Origin of the sequence: Stenotrophomonas sp. 2YAF26, from assembly GCF_052114625.1 — a bacterium.
Taxonomy (GTDB): domain Bacteria; phylum Pseudomonadota; class Gammaproteobacteria; order Xanthomonadales; family Xanthomonadaceae; genus Stenotrophomonas; species Stenotrophomonas indicatrix.
On the sequence record NZ_JBFRFC010000016.1, the window covers coordinates 65539 to 87260 of the forward strand.

Here is a 21722-nt window from a genome sequence, read left to right on the forward strand (position 1 = left end):
TCCCACCCTACGATCCGGAGAGTTCCTGAGATGAGCGCCACCCGTAAACTGCTGCTGCCGCTGGCCCTGACCCTGGCCATCGCCGCCTGCTCCAAGCCGGCCGACACCGCCGCCCCGGCGGCCGATGCTGCTGCCCCGGCCGCCACCGAACAGGCTGCCACCACCCCGGCCGCCGATGCCGCTGCTGCCGCCCCGGCTGCTGCCGCCATCACCATCGCCTCGGGCACCTACAAGCTCGACCCGACCCACACCGACGTGCTGGCGCAGTGGAGCCACTTCGGCTTCTCCAACCCGAGCGCACACTTCGGCAACGCGGAAGGCACTCTGGTGTACGACGCCACCGACGTCACCAAGTCCACCGTGGAAGTGAAGCTGCCGCTGAGCGGCCTGAACAGCTTCACCGCCAAGTTCGACGAGCACCTGAAGAGCGCCGATTTCTTCGACGCTGCCAAGTTCCCGGCTGCCAGCTTCAAGAGCACCAAGGTCGAATCGGCCGGCACCAACAAGCTGACCGTCACCGGCGACCTGACCATCAAGGACATCACCAAGCCGGTAACCCTGGACGTCACCGTCAACGGCGGCGGCGAGCACCCGATGGCCAAGGTTCCGGCCGCCGGCTTCGATGCCACCACCACGATCAAGCGCAGCGATTTCGGCGTCGGCGCCTACGCCCCGAACGTCAGCGATGAAGTGAAGATCCGCATCACCACCGAAGCCACCGGCGAGAAGCCGGCGGCTTGATCCCTCCCGCTCACTCGTCGTGAGAAGGCAGAAGGCCCGCTGAAAAGCGGGCCTTCTTTTTTGGCAGCGTCCTGGACGGGTCGCTCGATTGCCTGATTGGCCGATTGCCGAATCACCGGGTGGCCCGATCGTCTGGTAGTGCCGGCCGCTGGCCGGCAACCGCATGCATCCAACTACACCGAGGTTGCCCGTCTGCGCCGCCTGCGCTACTACCTGGCGGGCGATCAGCGCGGCCTGCTTGGTCGTTGCCTGCTGCTTGCGCAGCTGCACGATATGCACCGACGGGCGACCCACCGGCGCGTACTTCTGGTCGCGGCGCAGGATGTCGGCCACCTGTGCCACTTCGTGTTCGGCCTGCAGGTAGCGGTGCTGTGCCTCGACCAGCTCACGCAGCGGTGCGCGCGCCGCAGCCGGGTCGGCGAAGGCAGACAGCGCTGCGTCGCAGGCGGTGTCATCGGCCAGGCGGGTACGCAGCGTGTCCACGCCGCTCAGGGTCAGTTTGCCCACGTGGGGCCTCGTTGGTGCAGGAAAGGAGCGCGATTGTCGCATGGGGTCGCGGTTACCATGGCGGCCGCACTGAACCACGGAAGGCAACACCATGCAGGAAGCGCAGTACTGGCTTGGCGAATTCTGGACCGGCCTGAGCGTGCTCGATCTGATCGGCGGCAGCGTGCTGGGCACGCTGTTGGGGCTGGCGCTGGGCATCTTCGCCTGGCGCGGGCTGCATCGACGCGGTTGGTTGCGGCGGCAGCGGCGTTGGCACCACGGGCTGCTGGCCTCGTATGTGGTGCTGCTGCCGTTGCTGGTCGCGTTCTTCGGCCTGCAGCTGGGCTTTACTGCCGGCGCGCACCGCGCGCTGTTCAAGCAGCTCGACCACTTCCAGCCGCACCTGCAGACGATGGTGGAAGGGTGGAGCAGTGGCTTCACCGCCTCGCTGGAAGACGAACGCATGCGTGCCGCGCTGCAGAGCCAGGGCACCGTGGGTGACGTTGCCGATTCGCTTGCTGCGATCTACCTGCGCGAGCATCCACTGCCAAGCGTGGAGCGGCTCGGTAACGGCCCGATGGCGCGCGGCGTGGGCTGGGTGATCGGCAAGGTGCGCGCCGGGTTGCTGCGCGCGATGGTGGAAGACACGCTGATCGACAAGGCCGGCACTGTGGGCCTGGAGCCGAAGATGGTGCGTGAGGCGCTGACCATGCGCATGGATGAGCTGTTGCATACGCGTGGCGTGCTGCGGCTGGTGAAGGCGCAGATCAACGGCATGATGCCGGGCGTGTATCTGGGGTTGCTGCTGCCGCTGGCGATCATCGCGCTGCTGCTGGCGCTGGAGATCTGGGCCGCGCATCGGTTCGGGTGGAAGAGTGGGGCTGCGCCCCGGTTGGTAGTGCCGGCCGCTGGCCGGCAGTTGCAGGATGCAGCCGAAGGGTCATGAGGTTGCCGGCCAGCGGCCGGCACTACCCGTAGAAGAGCGTGCGGACCAACGGTCCGCACCTACCGTTTTGCGGTCAATCGCCGTCCTGTTCGTCCGGGTGCGCCTTCCAGTAACCGGTCGAGCGGATCCAGTCGCGCGGCACGCCCAGGTGCCCTTCAATGAACTTGCGCATCATCCGTGCGCGGCGCGATTCGGTGGCGATCCAGTAGAACGCATCGCCGTCCGGGGCCTCGAAATCGGTCAGCATGTCTTCCAGCAGCGTGCTGCTGGTCGCCGGGAAGCCATTGCGCTCCAGCCAGTGGATGCGCACGTTCTCGTACTGCGGCAGGTCCTGGCGCTCGTCCTCGTCGGCCACTTCGATGTACGCCTGCACCTGCGCGCCCTCGGGCAGCACGTCCAGCCAGCGGGCGATGGCCGGCAGTGCGGTTTCATCGCCAATCAGCACATAGGCGTCGTAGCTGTCGGCCACCACGAACGAACCGCGCGGACCGCCGATCACCAGCGTGTCGCCGGCCTGTGCGCGCTCGGCCCACGGCCCGGCAATGCCCTGGTCGTGCAGCACGAAGTCGATGGCCAGTTCGCCGGCTTCGTGGTCCCACCAGCGCGGGGTGTAGTCGCGTGCCGGCGACGGCTGCTTGCCTTCCGGATAGCTGCGGCCTTCGGCGGTCAGCACCGGCAGCACCATCTCGCCGCTGGCGTTGGGGAAGAACAGCTTGATGTGGTCGTCGGCGCCGGGCGAATCGAAGCCGGCCAGGTCGTCGCCGCCCAGCACGATGCGGCGCATGTGCGGGGTGACGGTCTCGGTGCGCAGCACCGTCAGTTCACGGAAGCGCACATCCAGGCGCAGGCGCGAGTTGTGATGTTCGGTCATGGGGGTACCTGTCAGAAGGTCGCGCGGGGGCGCGCGGCATGAGGGGAGACCTGGCTGGATTCAGTCTGGCTGGGTCGTTGAAAAGGGAGAGGACACGTTGCTGGCCTGGCCATTCATCAGCGCCGACGCGTGCGACAGCAGCGCGGCCACCTGCTCGGCTTCGCCGTCGGCCCAGCGCCCGTGGTGGTGCACCAGCGCCAGCTTGAACTCGCGCAGCGCAGCGGCCAGCGGCGCCGGCAACGAGGCCTTGGTGATCTCGCGGGCGCGGTCGAACGCGCGTCGCTGCGCCAACCGCACCTGGGTGCGCTGCACCTTCAGCTCGAACTCGCCGGCAGTGGTGATGCGGAACACACGGCGGCCGTCCACCTCTTCCGACGCCACCCAGCCGGCCTGCTCGAAGCTGGCCAGCAGCGGGTACATGGTGCCCGCGCTGGGGGTGTAGGCCTGCATGAACATGGTGCTGATGTGCTGCATCAACTCGTAGCCGTGGCGCGGCTGCTCGCCGATCAGTGCCAGCACCAGCAGGCGCAGGTCGCCACGGCTGAGCACGCGCGGCTGGCCGTTGCGGCGGGGTACCGCGGCATCGTCGGTGCGGTTCCTGGGGGAGGGGGATCGGCCCATTTCGATATATCGGTAACGTGTGCCGCAAACGATATATCGATAAGCCGGGCCCGACAAGCATGGTTTCGGCCACAACGCTTGCCAGATCGGGCCACGCAGCCAGGTACCGCAAGGGATCAGGGCAGGGTTGCGTGGGGCGCAAGCCACCGTTGCGCGGCCCGACATCCGTATCGGGCCACGCAACGGCGCTGCGGGTTTTCGCCCCGGGCGGGGCGCAGCAGACGAGCGGCGAACCGCGGGAAGGGGCCTGCTCGCCGCCAACCGTGCGCAGTGGCCCCGTCCGCGTCGAGAGGCGCGCGCGACACGTTGTCGCGGGTTCAGCGGCAGCCCGTCAGACAACGCCGACACGGCGCCGGGCTTGCCCCACAACGGTCATCCGCAGCAGTAACACTGCGTCCTGCGCATGGGCGCAGCAGGCCGCAGGCGACAGCTGGCGCAGCCCTTGCAGGCAGCCATAGCGGCCTGCAGCAGTGCTTTGTCCCGCCGGTGGACGTCCCGGGACATGCCGTGCAGACATGGGTGGCATGCCTCCATACGCCAGCGTAGCCAAGTGACGAAAGCCCTTGGTGCGCTACACTTTGCGGTCTAGAAATCTATCAACAGTCGCGCGCGTGCGTGCGGTAATGGGAGCGCTAATGAACTGGTTGAACGAGGTGCTGAACAACGACCCGAATCCTGTGGAAACCCAGGAGTGGATCGAGTCGTTGAAGGCCGTTATTGATGTCGAGGGCCCCGAGCGCGCGCATCAGCTGCTGGAAGGCATGGTGGAACTGACCCGTCGTTCGGGTGCCTATCTGCCGTTCTCTCCCACTACCGAATACGTCAACACCATCGAGCCGCAGCTGGAGGCCAAGAGCCCGGGCAACGCCGAACTGGAATGGCGCATCCGTTCGATCATCCGCTGGAACGCGATGGCCACCGTGGTGCGCGCCAACCGCAAGCCGGGTGACCTGGGCGGCCACATCGCCTCGTTCGCCTCCGGTGCAACGCTGTACGACGTGGGCTTCAACCACTTCTGGCGCGCCCCCAGCGAAAACCATCCGGGCGACCTGCTGTTCATCCAGGGCCACAGCGCCCCGGGCATCTACGCGCGTTCCTTCCTGGAAGGCCGCATCAGCGAAGAGCAGCTGGACAAGTTCCGCATGGAAGTGGACGGCGGCGGCCTGTCGTCGTACCCGCACCCGTGGCTGATGCCGGAGTACTGGCAGACCCCGACCGTGTCGATGGGCCTGGGCCCGCTGGCCGCCATCTACCAGGCGCAGTTCATGCGCTACCTGGAAAACCGTGGCCTGATCGAGAAGTCCGACCGCAAGGTGTGGTGCTTCATCGGCGACGGCGAGAGCGACGAGCCGGAAACCCTGGGTGCCATCGCGCTGGCCGGCCGTGAAGGCCTGGACAACCTGATCTTCGTGGTGAACTGCAACCTGCAGCGCCTGGACGGCCCGGTGCGCGGCAACGGCAAGATCATCCAGGAACTGGAAGGCGTGTTCCGTGGCGGCGGCTGGAATGTCATCAAGCTGCTGTGGGGCGGTTACTGGGATGCCCTGCTGGCCAAGGACACCAATGGCGTCCTGAAGAAGCTGATGATGGAAACCGTCGACGGCGAATACCAGAACTGCAAGGCCTTCGGCGGCGCGTATACGCGCGAGCATTTCTTCGGCAAGTACCCGGAAACCGCTGCGATGGTGGCCGGTCTTTCCGACGACGACATCTGGCGCCTGAACCGTGGTGGCCACGACCCGCACAAGGTGTACGCCGCCTATCACCAGGCCGTGAACACCAAGGGCATGCCGACCGTCATCCTGGCCAAGACCGTGAAGGGTTACGGCATGGGCAGCGCCGGTGAGGCACTGAACCCGACCCACCAGACCAAGAAGCTGGACGACGAAGCGGTGCGCCACTTCCGCGACCGCTTCAACATTCCGGTAACCGACGCGCAGCTGGCCGACGGCCAGGTGCCGTTCTACCACCCGGGCCCGGATTCGCCGGAAGTGCAGTACCTGCAGGAGCGCCGTGCGTCGCTGGGTGGTTACCTGCCGCAGCGCCGCCGCAAGGCCGAAAAGAGCTTCAATGCACCGAAGCTGGAAAGCTACGAGCGCCTGCTGAAGAGCAGCGGCGAGCGCAGCTACTCCACCACCATGGCCTTCGTGCAGAGCCTGAACATCACCCTGCGCGACAAGGAACTGGGCCCGCACATCGTGCCGATCGTGGCCGACGAAGCCCGTACCTTCGGTATGGAAGGCCTGTTCCGCCAGATCGGCATCTACGCGCCGTTCGGCCAGAAGTACAAGCCGGTCGACGCCGACCAGCTGATGTTCTACCGCGAAGACCAGAGCGGCCAGGTGCTGCAGCAGGGCATCAGCGAGCCGGGCGCGATCAGCTCGTGGATGGCCGCCGGTACCAGCTACTCGGTCAGCAACGTGCCGATGCTGCCGTTCTACATCTACTACTCGATGTTCGGCTTCCAGCGCGTGGGCGACATCGCCTGGCAGGCTGCCGACATGCGCACCCGCGGCTTCCTGCTGGGTGGTACCGCCGGCCGCACCACGCTGAACGGTGAAGGCCTGCAGCACGAAGATGGCTTCAGCCATCTGGTGGCCGGTGGCATTCCGAACGTGCGTAGCTACGACCCGACCTTCGGCTTCGAAGTGACGGTGATCCTGCAGCACGGCACCAAGGCGATGATGGAAGATCAGATTGACGAGTACTACTACGTCACCCTGATGAACGAGAACTACACCCACCCGGAAATGCCGGAAGGCGCGGCCGAAGGCATCGTCAAGGGCATGTACCTGCTGACCGACGCCGGCAAGCCGAAGAAGGGCGAGCTGCGCGTGCAGCTGCTGGGTTCGGGCACCATCCTGCGCGAAGCCATTGCCGCGGCCGAGCTGCTGGACAAGGACTTCGGCGTGACCGCCGACATCTGGAGCTGCCCGAGCTTCAACGAACTGCGTCGCGATGGTTTCGACGTGGAACGTGCCAACCGCCTGCATCCGGAAGGTGAGCAGCGCAAGGCGTATGTGACCGAGCTGCTGGAAGGCCGCCAGGGCCCGGCGATTGCCGCCACCGACTACGTGCGTGCGTATGCGGACCAGATCCGCGCGTTCGTGCCGATGTCGTACACCGTGCTGGGTACGGATGGGTTTGGTCGTTCGGATACGCGTGCGAACCTGCGTCGGTTCTTTGAAGTTGACCGGTACTACATCGCGCATGCCGCGATTGCGGCGCTGGCGAAGGACGGGAAGATGACCGCGAAGGATGTGGCCCGGGCGATCAAGCAGTACAAGATTGATCCGGAGAAGGCTAACCCTGTTGGGGTTTGATCTGGTCAATTAATTGACGCGAAAAAGGGCGGCCATTGGCCGCCCTTTTTTTTGCGAAGATTGTGCGGATTACCACATTGTTCCTGATAGGCTCAGCCACGACAGCGTCTATTGATCATCTACAAAAGGAGCAAGGCAATGAGGGTTGCGTCATTTTCAGCCAGTCAAGTTCATGGGTACATGGATTTTGACTTAACATTTAATCTGAATCCGACAATTCTCGTTGGTCCAAATGGAAGCGGAAAAACGACTGCTATCCGCCTAATTAAGGCATTGCTTGAGCCATCTCTGGCTGACCTGTTGGCGATTTCATTTACGGAAGCTAGCCTGCTTTTGAGTGAGGGGGCTCGTGAAGTGACTATCAGTGCGAGGAAGAGTTCGGATGCGCTAATGGTCAGCTGTTCCGATGCATCTGGCGTGCTGGAAATTTCTTCAATACTTCTCGACGAAATGGGGGTGGACGCATTTGATGCTGAGAGGCTGCGCGAGGCATCTCGAGTCTTGAGGGTTAAGTATTCTGAAAATCGCACCTTCAAAGCGATCAGCAGATTGGAGCCGCCTATGTTTCTCGGCTTGAATCGGCTTAGCGAATCCAATTTAGATGGTGAAACCAGCGTCCGGCGTTACGATAGGGTATATGGGCAGCAAAACCAGAAGTCTCGAGTGGTACGCGGCGCGCGAGATTCTTTGGGGGTCAGTATATGGGAGATGCAGTCTCTTGTTACAACTGCTTTCAAAAGAGTAAGAAGTTTAAAGGATGCGCAGTCGGAGCGGCTCAGAAAGAAACTACTTCTTACCGGATTCAAATACGAAGGTGTTGTTGGAGCAAATTCATACATGGATCCTCCAACGCTGATGCAATTATCTAGCCAAAGATCGGATATCGTAGCCGCCCTCCGAGAGATCGGTGTGGACGAGGCAGACATCAAAAGAGAGATTGATCCCTTCTTTCAGCGGGTTGCTGAGCTCTCCGATAAGGTCAGAAGAAATAACTCGCCAGGTGATGATGACTATGACGTTGAAGTAACTATTGAATGGCTTCTAAATAGGGCGGCTCTAAGACGGCTCACCGAGTTGACTGCCAGTGTTCAGGAGTTTAATGCCAAGAGCGAACAGTTTTTGAGTAGGTTTCAGTCCTTTGTTGAATGTATAAATAGATTTTTCGTTGATTCGGGTAAGTGCATTGAAGTTGACTCCGTCGGATCGCTCAAAGTATTTCGTCCGGATGAGACGGAGGTCCCCCTAGACGCTCTAAGCTCTGGTGAGCGGCAGTTGCTCGTGATGTTTGGGCATATCTATTTCAATTCATTCGGGAATAGATCAAATGCATTTGTTATCGATGAGCCCGAGTTGTCCTTACATCTGCGCTGGCAGGAGATACTGGTCGACGAGATGCTGGCGAGTAACTCGCGGGCGCAGTTCATAATCGCCACTCATTCGCCAGAGATTGTAGGGGATCTAGTGAGGAATTGCGTGGAGGTTCGCAGGTGATCGAGCGCAGTGAATCCTCCCGGTATGCGAAGCATGTTTTCTTTTCGAAATTCAACGATGTTGATATATTTATCGAAGATACCGCTATAGAGTCCAAAAAAATATATGTAGAACTCCTGACTAGGGCTCTTGGGGGAGGGATTAAGATATCGCAAGTATTTCCAATAGGCTCTAAGTCAAAGGTGATATCTAAATGCAGGGAGGATCAGGGGGAGCGTGCTCGCAAGGCGGTATATATAGTGGATGGAGATTTTGATGTCCTGTGCTCAGTGGATCATCCTGGATTCAAGAGGCTCTATAGGCTCGATAGATACTCGATAGAAAATTATTTGCTGGACGAAAATGCTCTGCTAAAAATTCTTGATGAAGAGGTTCTGGATCGAGACGAGCGTCAGATAGGTGCTCTTTTGGAATATCATTCATGGATGAGCAAGTTGGCTACATCTATTCGTCGTTTGACCGTGGCCGCGGCGGTTGGGAAGAGACGATCGTGTGGGGTTCCTGTTGTGAACTTCCCGATATCCGAAATATGTAGTACGGAATGTGGTTCGGTGGATGATGCGAAGATTGAAGCCAGAATTGATCGAATAAGACGAGGTGTCGAGGCGAGATGTGAGATGGGCGAATTTGATCGAGATTGTTGTGATATTGAGAATAACTTCCCGGCCAATGATCCGCTCTCATGGGTGCTGAGGCACACTCCTGGAAAGACTATTCTCTTTCCACTGCTCCGTCGCAGGCTTCGTCACCTTTTTAATTTCTCGCATAATGATGCTTCGTTTAGGCTTCGCCTCGCAAAGAAGGCTGACGCTCGTAGTTTGTCTGGTATAAGTGAATGCGTGGAGTAAAGTCCGATCACATCGTTAGCCTTGTTTTGCGAAGGTGGTGACTGGATTTTTCGCCGCCGGCTATCTTACAAGTTTGTGCTCTCTATATTTTCTATAAGATTTAATATTTATTATATCTTGGTGCGATATTCTGGGGGTGTAGTAAGTAGCTTTACTTCTGTGTGAGCTCTTCTGTATTATGATTACTGCAATCGTTCATGTTTATTAATGTGTCACTGGGGTCTGCCAATACGCGGCGACTTGCGCAGTCCGGATCCGCCCGATTGTCCTGGCAGTAGATGGGAATTATCCCAAGTTGTTCGCGAGCATCCAGAGCGGCGAGAAGGATTCGAAGCGCGAACGAAGGCTTGACACGGATCCATTTGAGATGGATCCAGACACAGCAAGAGAAGGCAGGAACACCCCTGCCTTCTTTGTATCGCCTCGAAGTGTGCTGGTTGCGACATCCGAAGGTACTATCCCGTCTCGGAGGCCAATAGGCCACATCAATTAGATGAGACAGGGGGAAGCAGGGATGGCGTACTGGTGGGTGAACCAGAAGCAGACGTTTGATCGAGCGGTTAAGGCTGGCTACTTGTGGTCGCCGAAGACCAACGTAAAGGGGAAAAGGAGTCCCTTCTATGAGCACATGACCCAAGTACGGCCCGGTGATGTCGTCTTTGCGTTCGCCAAAGCCAAAATCAAGGCCATCGCTATCGTCAATGGCGCGCACTACGCGAAAGATCGCCCTGAGGACTTCAAGAAGAAGGACAACGAATGGCGCAAAGACGGCTGGGCCGTTCCAGTGGACTATCAGCTGGTGGATGCGCCGCTGAAGGTGAGCGATCACATGGCGCAGATTGGGCCGCGTCTTCCTGCAAAGTACTCGCCGCTGAAGCCAAACGGCAAGGCCAATCAGGCCTACTTGTTCCCAGTCCCTGAGGCGATGGCTACCGAGCTGCTGAGGCTGCTCAATGTTGACACTGATGACCTAGGCGATTGGCAAGACGAGGCGCCGGTCAAGGAAATCAAGGAAGACAAGAACCTTGGCGAAACGGAGAAGGCCCAGCTGATCAAGGCCAGAGCGGGGCAGGGCATCTACCGAAAGAACGTCAGCGACATTGAGAAGGGCTGCCGCGTCACCGGCACGGATGATGCCAAATTCCTGATCGCTAGCCACATCAAGCCTTGGGCGAAGAGCACCAATAAGGAGCGCCTTGATGGCAGTAATGGACTGATGTTAGCTCCCCATATCGATCGACTTTTCGACCGTGGATACATCTCGTTTGAGGATGATGGGGGGCTAATTTTGAGCAAGAAGTTGCCCGATGCGGTGCGGTTGAAGTGGGATGTGGCGCAGAAGATTCCGCGCGTTGCGTTCTCCGCAGCGCAGGCCCAGTACCTGAACTACCATCGGAATTTGCTGTTGCGTAAATAGGCAAGGATCGCCGAGCGCAGGCATCCCCTTAATCGGGGATGCTCCGCCGAACACGGAAAGGTCGAAGGCCAACCACAGACTGAAATGCTCATAGCACCGGTACTTGGGCGGATCTGGATGGCGGTGGAGATAGGCTGAGGCTTCGTCCTCGGCGCGCAACCGATGAGTGCCATGCCTCCAGATCCGGTCCTGTCCGCACCTGCCAACGCTGCTCGAGCTGGACCAGATCCGGAACCTGCTCCCGGGCTTCGCCAAAAATGACCACAAGCAAATGCGTTGAGGAATTGTCCGCCAGCATTACCGGTTGGCCGTGGGCTTGAAGCTCAAAGAACCTCTGACCGTCAGTTATTGAACTCACTTCCAACCCAGCACTGCGCGACCCCGCAAACATCTCGGCCTCTTCCAGCATGAGCCCAAACTCAGCATCGGTCAGGCTGCGATAGGCCTTCAGCTCTAGTGGCGCGTTGGGCACATACCTATCCTCGATCACCAGGCCCAGCAGCACGTTCGCCACGATGGCAAATGCGAGCGGCACTCTCATCGGCGGCGTTTCAGCAGCGCAAACCAAGTGGACCGCACGCATGATTGCGTACCAGGCGGCAGGGCAGCCACTACTCCCGCACCCGCAACCGCTCAATCACCTGCGCAGTCAACCCAACACACGCCATCATCAGCCCCTCCATCACCCGGTCCCCCAGGTCCTCCTCAGGCTCACCGTTCTGCCGCGTGCGCTCCGCGGCCAACAGCACCTCCTGCACCACGCGCAGCCCGGCCAGCGCGCAGTCCGCATCCGCCAGTTGAAGACAACGCCCAGGCAGTTGATGCCGCTCCGGCCAAGACTGGCCATCCGCAGCAGCACCGGTTCCGATGCGGCGCAGCGTGGCAACGAAGGTGTTGGGATCGGCAGACGGTTCGCGCTCGACTTCGGTGTTGGCTGGGTCGTGCTGCGCGTGGAGAGAGCGGAATTCCGATGCGTTCATGGCAATGCTCCGTACAGGACAGATAGCAGCGCCACCAGATAAAGGCGGCGGACGATGCGTGGTTCGAAAGCCGGACAGTAACCAAGCCGGTGGGTCCGAAGACCCCCACGCACCGCCCGCCATGGAACGCGAACGGATTGCCAGCCGGCGCCACGCAAAGGTGACGCCGGCTGACAAGCGTAAAACACATGGTTACTGAACGGGCTTTCGACACCCGTGCCACCCGTTTTCGGTGGCACGCAAAGAGATACCCGCACAGCTGCCAAATGCCAAGAAACTGCAGAACTGACGATTGCCAGTCCTGACGCTTTCGGCATTGTCGCACACGGTGTTAAGCCGGCAAGCGATTGCGCCGCAACGGTCTTGAAGGGCTTGGCGCTATTGGCCCCAAGCACAGGATGCCTACAGCCAGGCCTACGGCGTAGGACCAATTACGACAGATTGGAGCAGCAGTTCAGCCGGGCTGCGCCTCGGCCGTGGGCACGAAGGTCATACGGACCCGAACCCGCGCATGCAGCGCGACGCCTTCAACCACGACAGGTTCGAAGCGCCACTGGTCTACTGCGGTAAAGGCCGCACGATCAATCTCCCGCAGTCCGCTGGACCGCGCCACCATTACGTTGGAAACGTGGCCCAGCTCATCCAGTTGAGCAACCAACAGCACCTCCATGGGAACCTGCAGCAAGGTATCGGGCGGCGTGGCAGGGGCCGTTGAATACTCAACGGCAGGCGCCTGTTTCAGCTCGAAGGTGGGGTTGTCACCGCGCTCTACGAACACTTCAGTGGAAACCTGCGGATCTGCCGCCATGGCCATGGCAGGTGTAGCGCCCAGCAGCATCAGAGCGAGGTTCAGTGCCAGGGCGGCGTTCAAACGGGGCATACGTGGTTTCCATTCCGGTGCGCTGCCAGCATAGCGGCCATGCCCTGGCATCGCTTGCCTTGAATGCCGGGGTGCGGGACTGCTGCGTGGTTCACACAGGCACGCGCGGTCGTGGCCACAGTGCATCGTCGCGCTCCAGGTCGTAGTCGCTGCCGAAGGCCAGTGCTGCTTCGCGTGGTGGGAGGTCTGTGTAGCAGCGCAGCAGGTGCTCATCCATGCCGGCATCGCGGTGGTCGATGGCGAACAGGTGGAGGAGCTCTTTGTCGAGGGCTTCGAGCCATGCGGGGTCGATCTTGGTCATGGTGATCCTCCAGTGGGGAGGGGAGAATGGCTGAAGTGCGTCTCAACACATGGGATGTGAATTCGACTTACTGCGGGCTCGGCGGTGCCCGTCCGCTCTGTAGTGACAGTCGTCGTAGATTGCTTTTAGGCCTGGGTGTATAAGAAAGCCTGGTGAAAACACACCTATCAATCAAAGCTCACGCGAGGACGGACGATGCTGCGACTGGGACGACGGATGCTGGGAGCAGGCGCATGCTTGACTTTTCTTCTGCTGAGCGCTTGCCAGGCACAGACTTCCCCGCCGCGATCTGAGGCTTCTTCAAGTGCTGCACAAAACAATGTGCCGCTTGTCAGGCCGCTTACTCTGACGTCAATGGCCGAGCCAATGGTCGTAGAGTTCAATCTGGAGCCACCCGGTAGAAACGCAACGCCAACGCTCCTGGTTGCCGTCCGCGTAAGTGGGGAAGATGGTGCCGTAGCGCAGGAGCGGGCCTTGATGATTCGAGGGGCTGGTCTGCCTGCACGCGTGCACCTTACTCAGCTCGGGGAAATGAGTGAGGCAAGTGCTCCACTCGTCCGTGTTGAGCAGCAGCCAGGAACGGCTGCCACTCTCGTGCCGATCAACGCTGATGGGCGCGTTTCAACGGTCTGGCTTGATGACGTGGACGACACCTCACTTGAAGCGGCAGGTTTGTCCAATCCGCAGGGGCACTACAAGCAACTGGCGATGGCGTGGGGCCAGAACCTCTCTCCGGGCAGGTACCGCCTGAGCGTGGAGTTACTTGACCCACCCGTGCATCTCGCGCCGATCCCGGCAGAGTTGCTTGTCGCCTACAAGCACAAGTCGAAATAGGAGCGTTTCATGGACGAACGATATCGCGTGACAATTTACGTTGCGGCGCCAGGAACCCCGCTGTTGGAGGGCGGAACATCTACCGCAGGCCACGTCTATTACACAGTGGGTAATGGCCGTGAGAGCATCAGCTATGGCTTTGCGCCGAAGGAGCACGGGGCGACGACCGGCCCCGGCAAGGTTTACGACTCTGACGCGCGGGAGTACCAGAATCCCTTCTACCAACGAACGCTCGAAATCTCGAAAGATCAGTACGAAAAGCTCAAGGAATTTGGTGCCGCGCCGGACAAGCATGGGTTCAATACGGAGTATCACGGGCTCAACAACAGCTGCATTGATTTCACTTGGGGCGCGCTGAATCACGCGGGACTCCATCGCACCAATGCGCTTTTCATGCAGGACAAGGATTTCCAAGGTGGACTCAAGCCGCTCACCAATGTCGAGTACATCCGCAGCATCCGCGCACCGTTTCCCGATAGTGAGTTGAACATCGAGCATTACAACAAGATGCCGGACCGAACCCTGAAGCAACGCCTCATCAGCGATGAGCAATTGCCAGGCAACGATCGCGAGATGCTCGACACCATCCGCAAGGGCATAGCGGGCATTGATGAGAGGCACGGTCGGGCCTACGACGAAACCAGTGAGCGCATCTCGGTGGGGTTGCTGGCCACCGCCAAGGAAAATGGGCTGGAGCGCGTCGATCATGTTGTATTGGGCAGTACGCCCGCTGATGGCTCAGCACAGCGGCTATTCGCCGTGCAGGGCGAGCTCAACGATCCTGCGCATGTGCGAGCCTCTATGACGGCAGAGGAAGCAGCCCGAACGCCAGTGGAGCAGTCGTTCGCCAAGGTAGAGCAGATTTCGCAAAGCCAGCAGGAACGCGCCTTGGCGGCACAGCAGGAGCCCGTGCTGGAGCAGAGCCGGGCACCCATGCAAATGGGCTGACCCGGGCCGAGTACTGCATGGTAGATCACAGTTTCGGGGGCTTCGGCCCCCGTGCTGCTTTTCTCTCCACCTGCCCGCGAACCCACCTATGCGATCATCCGGCCAGGACCGCAGTACCCAACAAGGCTGAGCAGGCATGGAGCAAGCAACACGCTACACGGTAACCCTCTTTCTAGCCGCCCCCGGCACCCCGCTGAACAGCGGCGGCAGCTCACCGCGCGGGCACATGTATTTCCAGACCGCGACAGGCGAAGAAGCACACAGCTATGGCTTCGCACCGCTGCGTCTGCCGCCCGATGAGGCCGCTGCCGGTGTGCAGTACGCCGAGGTCGTACACGACGATGCCGATGAGCACCGCGACCCGTACTACAGCCGCACCCTGGAAATCAGCGAAGAGCACTACGGCTGCCTGCGCGATTTCGCCGAGGAGCCGGCCGAGTTCGGCTTCGATGTCGATCGCCCGGCCACCATCAACCGCTGCAGCGATTTCGTCTGGGCCGCGCTGCACTATGCCGGCCTGCATTCGCAGCCGGCACCGCTGGACGGCGGCAGCAACCTGGGCGAGTTCGCGGTGCTGTTCAACCTGCCGGAAATCCAGTGCATCGCTGCGCCATTCCCGGCCAGCGAGCTGAATGGCGAACAGCACCACCCGATGCCCGAACGTGAGGCCGAGCTGCACCGCGAAGGCGGTCGCCCGAGCGACGAGCCGCCGCCCAGCCCGATGGAAGTGGCCGGCACGCTGCTGGACCCCTCGCACCCGGACCACCGGCTGTTCGCGCAGCTGATCCAGAAGGTGGCCGAGCTGGACGCCGCACACGGGCGCACCTTCGACGACACCAGCCAGCGCATCAGCGCCAGCCTGCTGGTGTTGGCCAAGCAGAACAACCTGTCGCGCGTGGACCACGTGCTGCTCAGCCGGCCTACCAAGAGCAGTCACGAGGCGGAGAGCATCTTCATCGTGCAGGGCGACCGCGATGATCCGGGGCATCGCCGCGCGAGCATCGCTACGGAGGTGGCGGCACAGACCGATGTGGCTGATTCGCTACGGCTGAAGGAGCAGTGATGCGGGCCGTGCGTGCAGTTGTTGCGTCGGTGGTACTCGCCTTGCTGGTGGGCTGCGGCAGTACTTCGTCACCTGAAGCCCCGAAGCTGTTGACCCGGGCCGAGGCCGACGCACGAACCGTGGTGCCGTTCACGCGAGGCGTGCGGTTGGACAAGGCGGGGCGCATCGTGGACGTGACCTTTGACTTGCCGCCTGCAGTACCTCCCGCGATTCCAAGTCTGAAGATCGGGTTCCGCCTGCAAGCGCAGGAGGTCAAGCCGCTGCTTGCCGAGGCCGAGCGGATAAGGGACGTCGGTGTCCCCGCGCGCGTTCGTCTGGAGCGCCTGGACGGCGACCACGCTACATCGGTGCGACTGATGACCACGGCCCCGGGAGGCCGCAGCATGGAGCCTCTTCCGCCTGACGGCCACGTCGGCAAGTTGGTTCAGGGGAAAGTTGAAAGCGGGATGCTGATTGAGGCTGGACTGTACTCGCAGGATGTTTCCTACCACATGCTGCAACTGGCCGATGCGGGCCTGCTGGATGCCGGCAGATACCATTTGACCGTGGACCTGCTGGAGGATCGACCCCAGCTCAATGACATATCGGCCGAGCTTATTGTCGGCTTCCAACTACTGGGAAAATGAGAGATGCAGAAGGACGCTGCAGAGCGTTTCACCGTCACGATCCATGTGGCTGCTCCGGGAACGCCTCGCTGGGGCGAAAGGGATTCCGTGCCAGTACGGCTCGAGAACTCGTCCGTGGGGCACATGTTCCTCACGATCGATGATGGCAGCGGACGCGATCCAAAAAGTTACGGATATACGCGCGCGCCCACGCCAACCAACCCGGACGCAGGTGAAGTTGATACCTACGACAATCTGGTCTACAGAAATCCGCGCTACGAGCGCACGATAGAAGTCAGCAGGGAACAGTACGACAAGATCATGGAGTTCGCTGAAGCCCCGGAAAAGCACGGCTTCGACAAGAACAACTACAACCTGGTCACCAATGCCTGCACCGACTTCGCCTGGGGTGCGTTGAACCACGCTGGTCTGCGCCCGGTAGGACTGGCCGGTGAGATCAGGAACTACGAAGGCTCGATCAAGGTGTTGGACAACATACCCGCGATCAACGCTATCCCACAGCAGGTCAAGGACAGCGAGCTGGACAAGGTGAAGTGGAATGACATGCCGACGCAGACCTTCGGTCAGTGGTGGATTTCGCAGAATGGCGAGCGGACGCAGGATGCCCATCCCTTGAGCGGAACCCCCGCCGATCCATCCCACGCCGATCACACTCGCCTCAATCAGCTTCACCAGCAGGTGGCCGACCTCGGAGCCTTCGGCGCCCAGAACGGCAACGTCAGCGCCAGCCTCCTGGCACTCTCCAAGGAGCAGCAGTTCACGCGCGTAGACGATGTGCTGCTCGGCGAGCGCCGTGGCGACGCCGCCCCCAACCTCTTCATCGTGCAGGGCGATCGCAGCGACCCGGCGCATCAGCGCGCCAGTCTGCCGGCAGATGTCGCCGCGCAGACGCCGGTGGCCGCCTCGTTCGAGCGCATCGAGCAACTGGCGCAGGCACAGCCGCAGCGCGATGCCCAGCGTCAACAGGAAGAGCAGCAGCTGGCCCAGACCCACGCCCCGCGCATGGCGTAGGCGCCCAACACCGAACAGCGCGTCCGCCATGCATCCGCAGGCGGACGCCACGGCCCCTACCTGCTACCATTCCCGCGCTACCCAGCCAGCCCACCCCGCGCAGACAGATGCAGGGCCGGGCCGTCGAAGAACGGCCCCGCGAGCCAGGACACCCTCCGTGCCCATTGAAGGACGCTCGCATGATCCGCAATTCCCTTTTCCGTTCGGCCGCGCTGGCCGTCGCCGTGTCGCTGAGCCTCGGTGCTCCGACCGCCTTCGCCGCCGAAGCCGCCGCCGCCACCAGCCCCGCCATCGCCGTGCAGCGCCAGGCCATCGCCCAGGGCCTGTACGAGCTGGCTTACAGCCCCAAGCAGAACGCCGTGTTCGTTGCCTCGTCCGGTGGCTTCGGTGACAACGCCGGCCCGGCCCAGGTGCTGCGCCTGAACCCGACCACGTTGGCCGTGGAAACCCGCATCCCGCTGGAGCGCAAGGCGTTCGGCGTGGTGCTGGATGACGCCCACAACCGCCTGTACGTGGGCAACACCGTGGACCTGTCGGTAACCGTGGTCGACACCGCACAGAACAAGGCCATCGGCACCGTGCAGCTGATGGAGAAGAAGACCGGCAAGGATGGCAAGGCCGCCTACACCCACGATCTGCGCGAGCTGGTGGTCGACAGCGCCGCCAACCGCCTGTACGTAACCGGCCACAGCAGCCAGCCCGATGTGAGCAGCGTGCTGTTCGTGATCGATACCAACACCCTGAAGGTGATCAACACCATTCCGGGCCTGGGCAACGCCAAGGCGCCGGGCCTGGCGTTGGATGCCGCCAACAAGCGCGTGTACACCAGCAATCTGCTGGCCGATCTGGTGGTGGTCGGCACCGACTCCAACAAGGTCGAAGCCCAGCACAAGATTGCCGCCGAGCAGCCGATGAACATCGCGCTGGACCCGGCCGGCAAGCGCCTGTTCGTGACCGACCAGGGCTCGGAAATGCTGCGGGGTTACCAGGCCAAGAGCAGCGGGCTGGTCAGCAAGCACCCGGGCCAGCGCGTGCTGGTGCTCGACCGCAGCAATGGCAAGGAACTGGCCAGCATCCCGACCGACGCCGGCCCGCTGGGCATCCTGCTGGATGCACCGCGCAAGCGCCTGTACGTGACCAACCGCGAAGCCGGTACGGTGACCGCGTACAACAGCGACAGCTACCAGAAGGTGGCCACCTACGCCGTGCCGACGCACCCGAACAGCCTGGCGCTGGATGCCAGGAACAACGTGCTGTACGTGAGCATCAAGAACGGCGAGAAGGATGCCAAGGGCGCGGAAGAGAGCGTGGCGCGGATCCAGCTGTGATGCGATGACGCTGGGCCACGCCCGGCGTCCTGACGCGTGAAAAAGGCAGGGCTTTTGCCCTGCCTTTTTCTTTGCCCGGTTGCAGTGCCGACCGCCAACCCGCTAGGGTTGAAGCCCATGGCAGGGAGCCAAAGGGTCTGAATCATGCTGTGTATCCACCGCTGGCTGCGCGCCGGCCTGTTGATCATCTTGAGCTCCGTGCTGGGCGCCTGTTCCAGCCGTGATCCTGTTCCACCCGAGCCGCTGGACCTCACGCAGCCGATCGCTGTGGATCAGCCGGGCCAAGAGGTGATTTTCGAGTTCGAGATGAACGGACGCAATTTCACTCCCAGCCGCATTCATGCGTTGGAACTCGAGATGCAACGCCAAAGACCGTACAGCGCGGATGCGCCGGACTTGGAGCGCTTGAACATTCCGTTCGAAGTGGTCCTGCAGCGCTGGACAGGCGGGGCTTGGAAGGATGTGCCTACCTACGACAATTACCAGGCACTAGCACTCAACGCAGGTCAGCCGCTTCCTGCGTGGCATACGTCGGACACTTGGCGCTATGCAATGTTGCGGTCAGGTAGCGGCGGGCAGTACATGCTGAGTGTCGTTGCCTTGCCCCTGCAGAACGACAACCGCTATCGAGTGCAGGTTCGCACCGTCAAAGTGACCCCGGAACTGGGCGAGTATTCGGCCCGTCTTCGCGTCCACGCTGCACGACCCGTTGGTAAGTAGGCTCTATTTACATCCCTTGGAAGGAACTGAAGGAACAATCTTATGGACAAGCCACGCTACACCGTAGATATCGTCATTGCGGCACCCGGGACCCCTCTGCTTGATCTTTCGACCGGTAAGCAGGAGGTTGTGGATGGTGTTCTGCAGACCTCCGCGCCGGGGCACATGTTCTACGTCCTGCACGCTACGGGTGTGCCTCCCCAGAGCTACGGCTTTGCACCTGTGGTGCATGGCGACATCAATGGGCCGGGCGACATCGTGAAGAAAGATGATCTGATCTATAAGGATCCGCGATACACCCGGACGCTCGAAATCAGCGAGGAGCAATACAAGAAGCTCGACGCCTTCGGCAAAGATCCCGAGGGGTTTGGCTTCAGCAAGCACTACCAGGATGTCCGCAACAACTGCGTGGACTTCACCTGGGAAGCCTTGAACCACGCGGGCATCGAGCGGAAAAGAAGCATCGACGTGAATGCGCTGGGAGGTCCCGCCGGGCAGCTTTTCCCGGATGTCCGCATTCCTCTGGACATCAATGGCGGTGGCAAGGACGGTTATCGTCCGCTGCGTAACATCCACGGCGTCGACAGCATCGATCCGCCGTTCCCCAACAGTGATCTCAATCGTACGAAAACCAACCCGATGCCCGATCGTACGTGGAAGCATCGCCTGCTGAGCGACAACGACGACATCGGCGAGCGCAGCGGCGAGCGGGTGGCCAACGACGCACGCGTGCCGGGCGACGCGTTGCATCCTCTCGACCAGCGGGTGCGGGCAGCGCTGGGTGACGCCGCCGAGCGCCAAGGGCTGCCGGCGGGGCAACAGCCCGAGCTGTTGGCGGGCCACCTGACACGATTGGCGGTGCAGGGGGGCTACACCGAACGCGATACCTTGCAGGTGGCCTTCAGCAGCGGCGGCGCTGTGGATTCGCCGGGCTATGTTTTTCTGCAGCGCACTGGCGACACCGCTTCACCGGACCCTGCAGCGAACCGCCAGCGCTTGTCGCTGGTCGATGCCCAGCAGGGCACGGTTGAAGAGGTGTACCAACAAGCCAGCGTGCAGCATCAGGGGCGTGAGTCCTGCCGCATTGCGCATGAGGATCAGCTGCAGCAACAGACGCAGCAGTCCCAGCCGCGAATGGGCTGATAGCGGCCCATGCCATAAAGGCGTCGATCGCATCGACGCCTGCCGGTGTTCACCCCATCCGATGCGCAGGGTTCTGCTGCTGATCCTGCGCCTGTGCATCCAGCGTCTGCTGCTCGGCCTGCACCGGCTGCTGCCCACCCAGTCCCAGCTTCTGCAGTGACTCCTCGGCCGGCGTCTGCGCGGCCACGGCGGTCGGCAGCATCGCCCGCAGGTGCGCCGGGTTGGCCGGGTCGCCCTGCACCACGAAGATGTTGTGCCCGGCCGGGTGGTTGGCCGTGGCGTTGCTCACCACCACGTGGTCGGCGCGTTCCAGGCCCTGTTCGCGGGCTTTGACGGCCAGGCTGGCGGCCACGTTCTCGCTGGTGGCGTCGAACGCGCGGCCGTGCTTTTCGTCCAGTGCGGCCACGTTCTGGCGGATCTGCTGGTGAAGGGAATCGTCAGGGGTCATTGGGGGCTCCATGTGGCCGCTACCGTGTGGCCGGATGTGGCCAGTGTAAAACGGTCGCGGGCTGCGCCGGTAACCGCTTTGTTGCTAGCCTGTGGCCCGGCGACGCAGGGGATGGCGTCCGGTGCAATGGCAGCGGGGGAAAGCGTGGTGCACGGGGAGACAATCCGGATACGGGGACAGGCGGCCGCGCGGTTGCTGCTGGGCGTGGGGCTGTGGGTCTGCGCAGGTATTGCGGCGGCTGACACGCCCGTGGCGGCGGACGATCCCGCTTGCCCTTCGCAGGACTTCACCCGTTTCCTGCAACGCTTCGCCGACCCGGCCGATGACCGGGTGCGCCTGCGTTACACCTCCGACCCACTGGAGTACGAGGTGCCGATGCACACCGTGCGCGATGACCACGAGGGGCTGGCGCCCACGCACGTCGTGCTGGAGCAGGGTGCCGCGCGGTTGAAACGTTTCAGCTACCGCTACCTGGCCACGTTCGATCTGTTCGTGCCCTCGCCGGTCAGCCGCGATCCGGCCGCGCTGGAGCGCATGCGCGCCGGCGCCTACAACGCGCCCACACGCATCGAAGCGATCGATGACAACGGGCAGCGCGTGACCTTCGGCAGCGACGCCGAGCGCGACTCCTATACCTTCGCGCGCCGCTACGGCTGCTGGATGCTGACGCGCGCCAGCAACCTGCGCGACTGAGTG

The 21722-nt window shown here is 61.8% G+C and carries 22 protein-coding genes and 1 pseudogene; 15 read left to right on the plus strand and 8 right to left on the minus strand.

What is annotated here, in order from left to right; genetic code table 11:
* Positions 1-30: 30 nt before the first annotated feature.
* Positions 31-741 (plus strand): YceI family protein, encoded by a 711-nt coding sequence (locus AB4Y98_RS16355; RefSeq protein WP_025878214.1) that lies wholly within the window; start codon positions 31-33, stop codon positions 739-741.
* Positions 742-930: 189 nt separating this feature from the next.
* On the opposite strand, the pseudogene AB4Y98_RS16360 reads toward AB4Y98_RS16355, so the two are convergent.
* Positions 931-1248 (minus strand): annotated as a pseudogene (locus tag AB4Y98_RS16360) (hypothetical protein); the annotation flags it as partial.
* A 91-nt stretch (positions 1249-1339) separates the two neighbouring features.
* On the opposite strand from AB4Y98_RS16360, the gene AB4Y98_RS16365 reads away from it, so the two are divergent.
* Positions 1340-2173 carry a hypothetical protein gene (locus AB4Y98_RS16365; RefSeq protein WP_442244705.1) on the plus strand — a complete coding sequence of 278 codons (834 nt, stop codon included), beginning with the start codon at positions 1340-1342 and terminating at the stop codon, positions 2171-2173.
* A 73-nt stretch (positions 2174-2246) separates the two neighbouring features.
* Here AB4Y98_RS16365 and AB4Y98_RS16370 read toward each other — a convergent pair whose 3' ends face one another.
* On the minus strand, positions 2247-3044 hold the full coding sequence (locus AB4Y98_RS16370; RefSeq protein ID WP_442244706.1) for a siderophore-interacting protein: 798 nt from the start codon (positions 3042-3044) through the stop codon (positions 2247-2249).
* Positions 3045-3104: 60 nt separating this feature from the next.
* The gene (locus tag AB4Y98_RS16375; protein WP_442244707.1) at positions 3105-3665 is read right to left on the minus strand and encodes a PadR family transcriptional regulator; all 561 of its coding nucleotides are present in this window, start codon (positions 3663-3665) and stop codon (positions 3105-3107) included.
* Positions 3666-4300: 635 nt separating this feature from the next.
* Between AB4Y98_RS16375 and aceE the strand changes: the two genes are divergently transcribed.
* The 4 genes from aceE (at position 4301) to AB4Y98_RS16395 (ending at position 10744) form a co-directional block, all read left to right on the plus strand.
* Positions 4301-6988, plus strand: coding sequence for a pyruvate dehydrogenase (acetyl-transferring), homodimeric type (gene aceE / locus AB4Y98_RS16380; protein WP_032975588.1), 2688 nt, complete (start codon positions 4301-4303; stop codon positions 6986-6988).
* Between the two features lie 138 nt (positions 6989-7126).
* On the plus strand, positions 7127-8479 hold the full coding sequence (locus AB4Y98_RS16385; protein ID WP_442244708.1) for an AAA family ATPase: 1353 nt from the start codon (positions 7127-7129) through the stop codon (positions 8477-8479).
* Positions 8476-9327 carry a DUF4435 domain-containing protein gene (locus AB4Y98_RS16390; RefSeq protein ID WP_442244709.1) on the plus strand — a complete coding sequence of 284 codons (852 nt, stop codon included), beginning with the start codon at positions 8476-8478 and terminating at the stop codon, positions 9325-9327. Before AB4Y98_RS16385 ends, AB4Y98_RS16390 begins: the two co-directional genes overlap by 4 nt.
* A gap of 529 nt (positions 9328-9856) precedes the next feature.
* Positions 9857-10744 (plus strand): HNH endonuclease, encoded by an 888-nt coding sequence (locus AB4Y98_RS16395; protein WP_442244710.1) that lies wholly within the window; start codon positions 9857-9859, stop codon positions 10742-10744.
* A gap of 88 nt (positions 10745-10832) precedes the next feature.
* Here the strand turns inward: AB4Y98_RS16395 and AB4Y98_RS16400 are convergent, their stop codons facing one another.
* From AB4Y98_RS16400 to AB4Y98_RS16415, 4 genes are all read right to left on the minus strand, one after another.
* Positions 10833-11285 carry a hypothetical protein gene (locus tag AB4Y98_RS16400; protein ID WP_442244711.1) on the minus strand — a complete coding sequence of 151 codons (453 nt, stop codon included), beginning with the start codon at positions 11283-11285 and terminating at the stop codon, positions 10833-10835.
* A 70-nt stretch (positions 11286-11355) separates the two neighbouring features.
* A complete protein-coding gene (locus AB4Y98_RS16405; RefSeq protein WP_442244712.1) occupies positions 11356-11724 on the minus strand; it encodes a hypothetical protein in 369 nt (122 codons plus the stop codon).
* Between the two features lie 454 nt (positions 11725-12178).
* On the minus strand, positions 12179-12604 hold the full coding sequence (locus tag AB4Y98_RS16410) for an energy transducer TonB family protein (RefSeq protein WP_442244713.1): 426 nt from the start codon (positions 12602-12604) through the stop codon (positions 12179-12181).
* Between the two features lie 91 nt (positions 12605-12695).
* Positions 12696-12905, minus strand: a complete 210-nt coding sequence (locus AB4Y98_RS16415) for a hypothetical protein (protein WP_442244714.1) — start codon at positions 12903-12905, stop codon at positions 12696-12698.
* Between the two features lie 594 nt (positions 12906-13499).
* On the opposite strand from AB4Y98_RS16415, the gene AB4Y98_RS16420 reads away from it, so the two are divergent.
* The 8 genes from AB4Y98_RS16420 (at position 13500) to AB4Y98_RS16455 (ending at position 20578) form a co-directional block, all read left to right on the plus strand.
* Positions 13500-13739: a hypothetical protein gene (locus AB4Y98_RS16420; protein ID WP_442244715.1), complete on the plus strand. Its 240-nt coding sequence runs from the start codon at positions 13500-13502 to the stop codon at positions 13737-13739.
* 9 nt (positions 13740-13748) lie between these two features.
* Positions 13749-14687, plus strand: coding sequence for an XVIPCD domain-containing protein (locus tag AB4Y98_RS16425; RefSeq protein WP_049464817.1), 939 nt, complete (start codon positions 13749-13751; stop codon positions 14685-14687).
* A gap of 136 nt (positions 14688-14823) precedes the next feature.
* Positions 14824-15750, plus strand: coding sequence for an XVIPCD domain-containing protein (locus AB4Y98_RS16430; protein WP_442244716.1), 927 nt, complete (start codon positions 14824-14826; stop codon positions 15748-15750).
* The gene (locus AB4Y98_RS16435; RefSeq protein ID WP_442244717.1) at positions 15750-16376 is read left to right on the plus strand and encodes a hypothetical protein; all 627 of its coding nucleotides are present in this window, start codon (positions 15750-15752) and stop codon (positions 16374-16376) included. Before AB4Y98_RS16430 ends, AB4Y98_RS16435 begins: the two co-directional genes overlap by 1 nt.
* 3 nt (positions 16377-16379) lie before the next feature.
* Positions 16380-17387: an XVIPCD domain-containing protein gene (locus tag AB4Y98_RS16440; RefSeq protein ID WP_442244718.1), complete on the plus strand. Its 1008-nt coding sequence runs from the start codon at positions 16380-16382 to the stop codon at positions 17385-17387.
* Positions 17388-17566: 179 nt separating this feature from the next.
* Positions 17567-18715 (plus strand): YncE family protein, encoded by a 1149-nt coding sequence (locus tag AB4Y98_RS16445; RefSeq protein WP_442244719.1) that lies wholly within the window; start codon positions 17567-17569, stop codon positions 18713-18715.
* Between the two features lie 144 nt (positions 18716-18859).
* On the plus strand, positions 18860-19435 hold the full coding sequence (locus AB4Y98_RS16450; RefSeq protein ID WP_363729534.1) for a hypothetical protein: 576 nt from the start codon (positions 18860-18862) through the stop codon (positions 19433-19435).
* Positions 19436-19477: 42 nt separating this feature from the next.
* Complete coding sequence (locus AB4Y98_RS16455) at positions 19478-20578, plus strand: hypothetical protein (protein WP_363729536.1); 1101 nt, start codon at positions 19478-19480, stop codon at positions 20576-20578.
* Positions 20579-20627: 49 nt separating this feature from the next.
* On the opposite strand, the gene AB4Y98_RS16460 is transcribed toward AB4Y98_RS16455, so the two are convergent.
* On the minus strand, positions 20628-21026 hold the full coding sequence (locus AB4Y98_RS16460) for an XVIPCD domain-containing protein (RefSeq protein WP_243380336.1): 399 nt from the start codon (positions 21024-21026) through the stop codon (positions 20628-20630).
* A 147-nt stretch (positions 21027-21173) separates the two neighbouring features.
* On the opposite strand from AB4Y98_RS16460, the gene AB4Y98_RS16465 reads away from it, so the two are divergent.
* Entirely contained in the window at positions 21174-21719 is a 546-nt protein-coding gene (locus AB4Y98_RS16465) for a hypothetical protein (RefSeq protein WP_442244720.1), read from the plus strand.
* Positions 21720-21722: the final 3 nt, after the last annotated feature.

What these genes read in the sequence shown, in the direction of transcription:
- AB4Y98_RS16355 (WP_025878214.1), top strand. Translation starts at nt 31, where the DNA reads ATGAGCGCCACCCGTAAACTGCTGCTGCCGCTGGCCCTGACCCTGGCC.
- AB4Y98_RS16455 (WP_363729536.1), top strand. Translation starts at nt 19,478, where the DNA reads ATGGACAAGCCACGCTACACCGTAGATATCGTCATTGCGGCACCCGGG.
- AB4Y98_RS16375 (WP_442244707.1), bottom strand. Translation starts at nt 3,665, where the DNA reads ATGGGCCGATCCCCCTCCCCCAGGAACCGCACCGACGATGCCGCGGTA.
- AB4Y98_RS16405 (WP_442244712.1), bottom strand. Translation starts at nt 11,724, where the DNA reads ATGAACGCATCGGAATTCCGCTCTCTCCACGCGCAGCACGACCCAGCC.
- AB4Y98_RS16385 (WP_442244708.1), top strand. Translation starts at nt 7,127, where the DNA reads ATGAGGGTTGCGTCATTTTCAGCCAGTCAAGTTCATGGGTACATGGAT.
- AB4Y98_RS16450 (WP_363729534.1), top strand. Translation starts at nt 18,860, where the DNA reads ATGCTGTGTATCCACCGCTGGCTGCGCGCCGGCCTGTTGATCATCTTG.
- AB4Y98_RS16425 (WP_049464817.1), top strand. Translation starts at nt 13,749, where the DNA reads ATGGACGAACGATATCGCGTGACAATTTACGTTGCGGCGCCAGGAACC.
- AB4Y98_RS16440 (WP_442244718.1), top strand. Translation starts at nt 16,380, where the DNA reads ATGCAGAAGGACGCTGCAGAGCGTTTCACCGTCACGATCCATGTGGCT.
- AB4Y98_RS16445 (WP_442244719.1), top strand. Translation starts at nt 17,567, where the DNA reads ATGATCCGCAATTCCCTTTTCCGTTCGGCCGCGCTGGCCGTCGCCGTG.
- AB4Y98_RS16435 (WP_442244717.1), top strand. Translation starts at nt 15,750, where the DNA reads ATGCGGGCCGTGCGTGCAGTTGTTGCGTCGGTGGTACTCGCCTTGCTG.
- AB4Y98_RS16410 (WP_442244713.1), bottom strand. Translation starts at nt 12,604, where the DNA reads ATGCCCCGTTTGAACGCCGCCCTGGCACTGAACCTCGCTCTGATGCTG.
- AB4Y98_RS16430 (WP_442244716.1), top strand. Translation starts at nt 14,824, where the DNA reads ATGGAGCAAGCAACACGCTACACGGTAACCCTCTTTCTAGCCGCCCCC.
- AB4Y98_RS16415 (WP_442244714.1), bottom strand. Translation starts at nt 12,905, where the DNA reads ATGACCAAGATCGACCCCGCATGGCTCGAAGCCCTCGACAAAGAGCTC.
- AB4Y98_RS16400 (WP_442244711.1), bottom strand. Translation starts at nt 11,285, where the DNA reads ATGAGAGTGCCGCTCGCATTTGCCATCGTGGCGAACGTGCTGCTGGGC.
- aceE (WP_032975588.1), top strand. Translation starts at nt 4,301, where the DNA reads ATGAACTGGTTGAACGAGGTGCTGAACAACGACCCGAATCCTGTGGAA.
- AB4Y98_RS16460 (WP_243380336.1), bottom strand. Translation starts at nt 21,026, where the DNA reads ATGACCCCTGACGATTCCCTTCACCAGCAGATCCGCCAGAACGTGGCC.
- AB4Y98_RS16370 (WP_442244706.1), bottom strand. Translation starts at nt 3,044, where the DNA reads ATGACCGAACATCACAACTCGCGCCTGCGCCTGGATGTGCGCTTCCGT.
- AB4Y98_RS16365 (WP_442244705.1), top strand. Translation starts at nt 1,340, where the DNA reads ATGCAGGAAGCGCAGTACTGGCTTGGCGAATTCTGGACCGGCCTGAGC.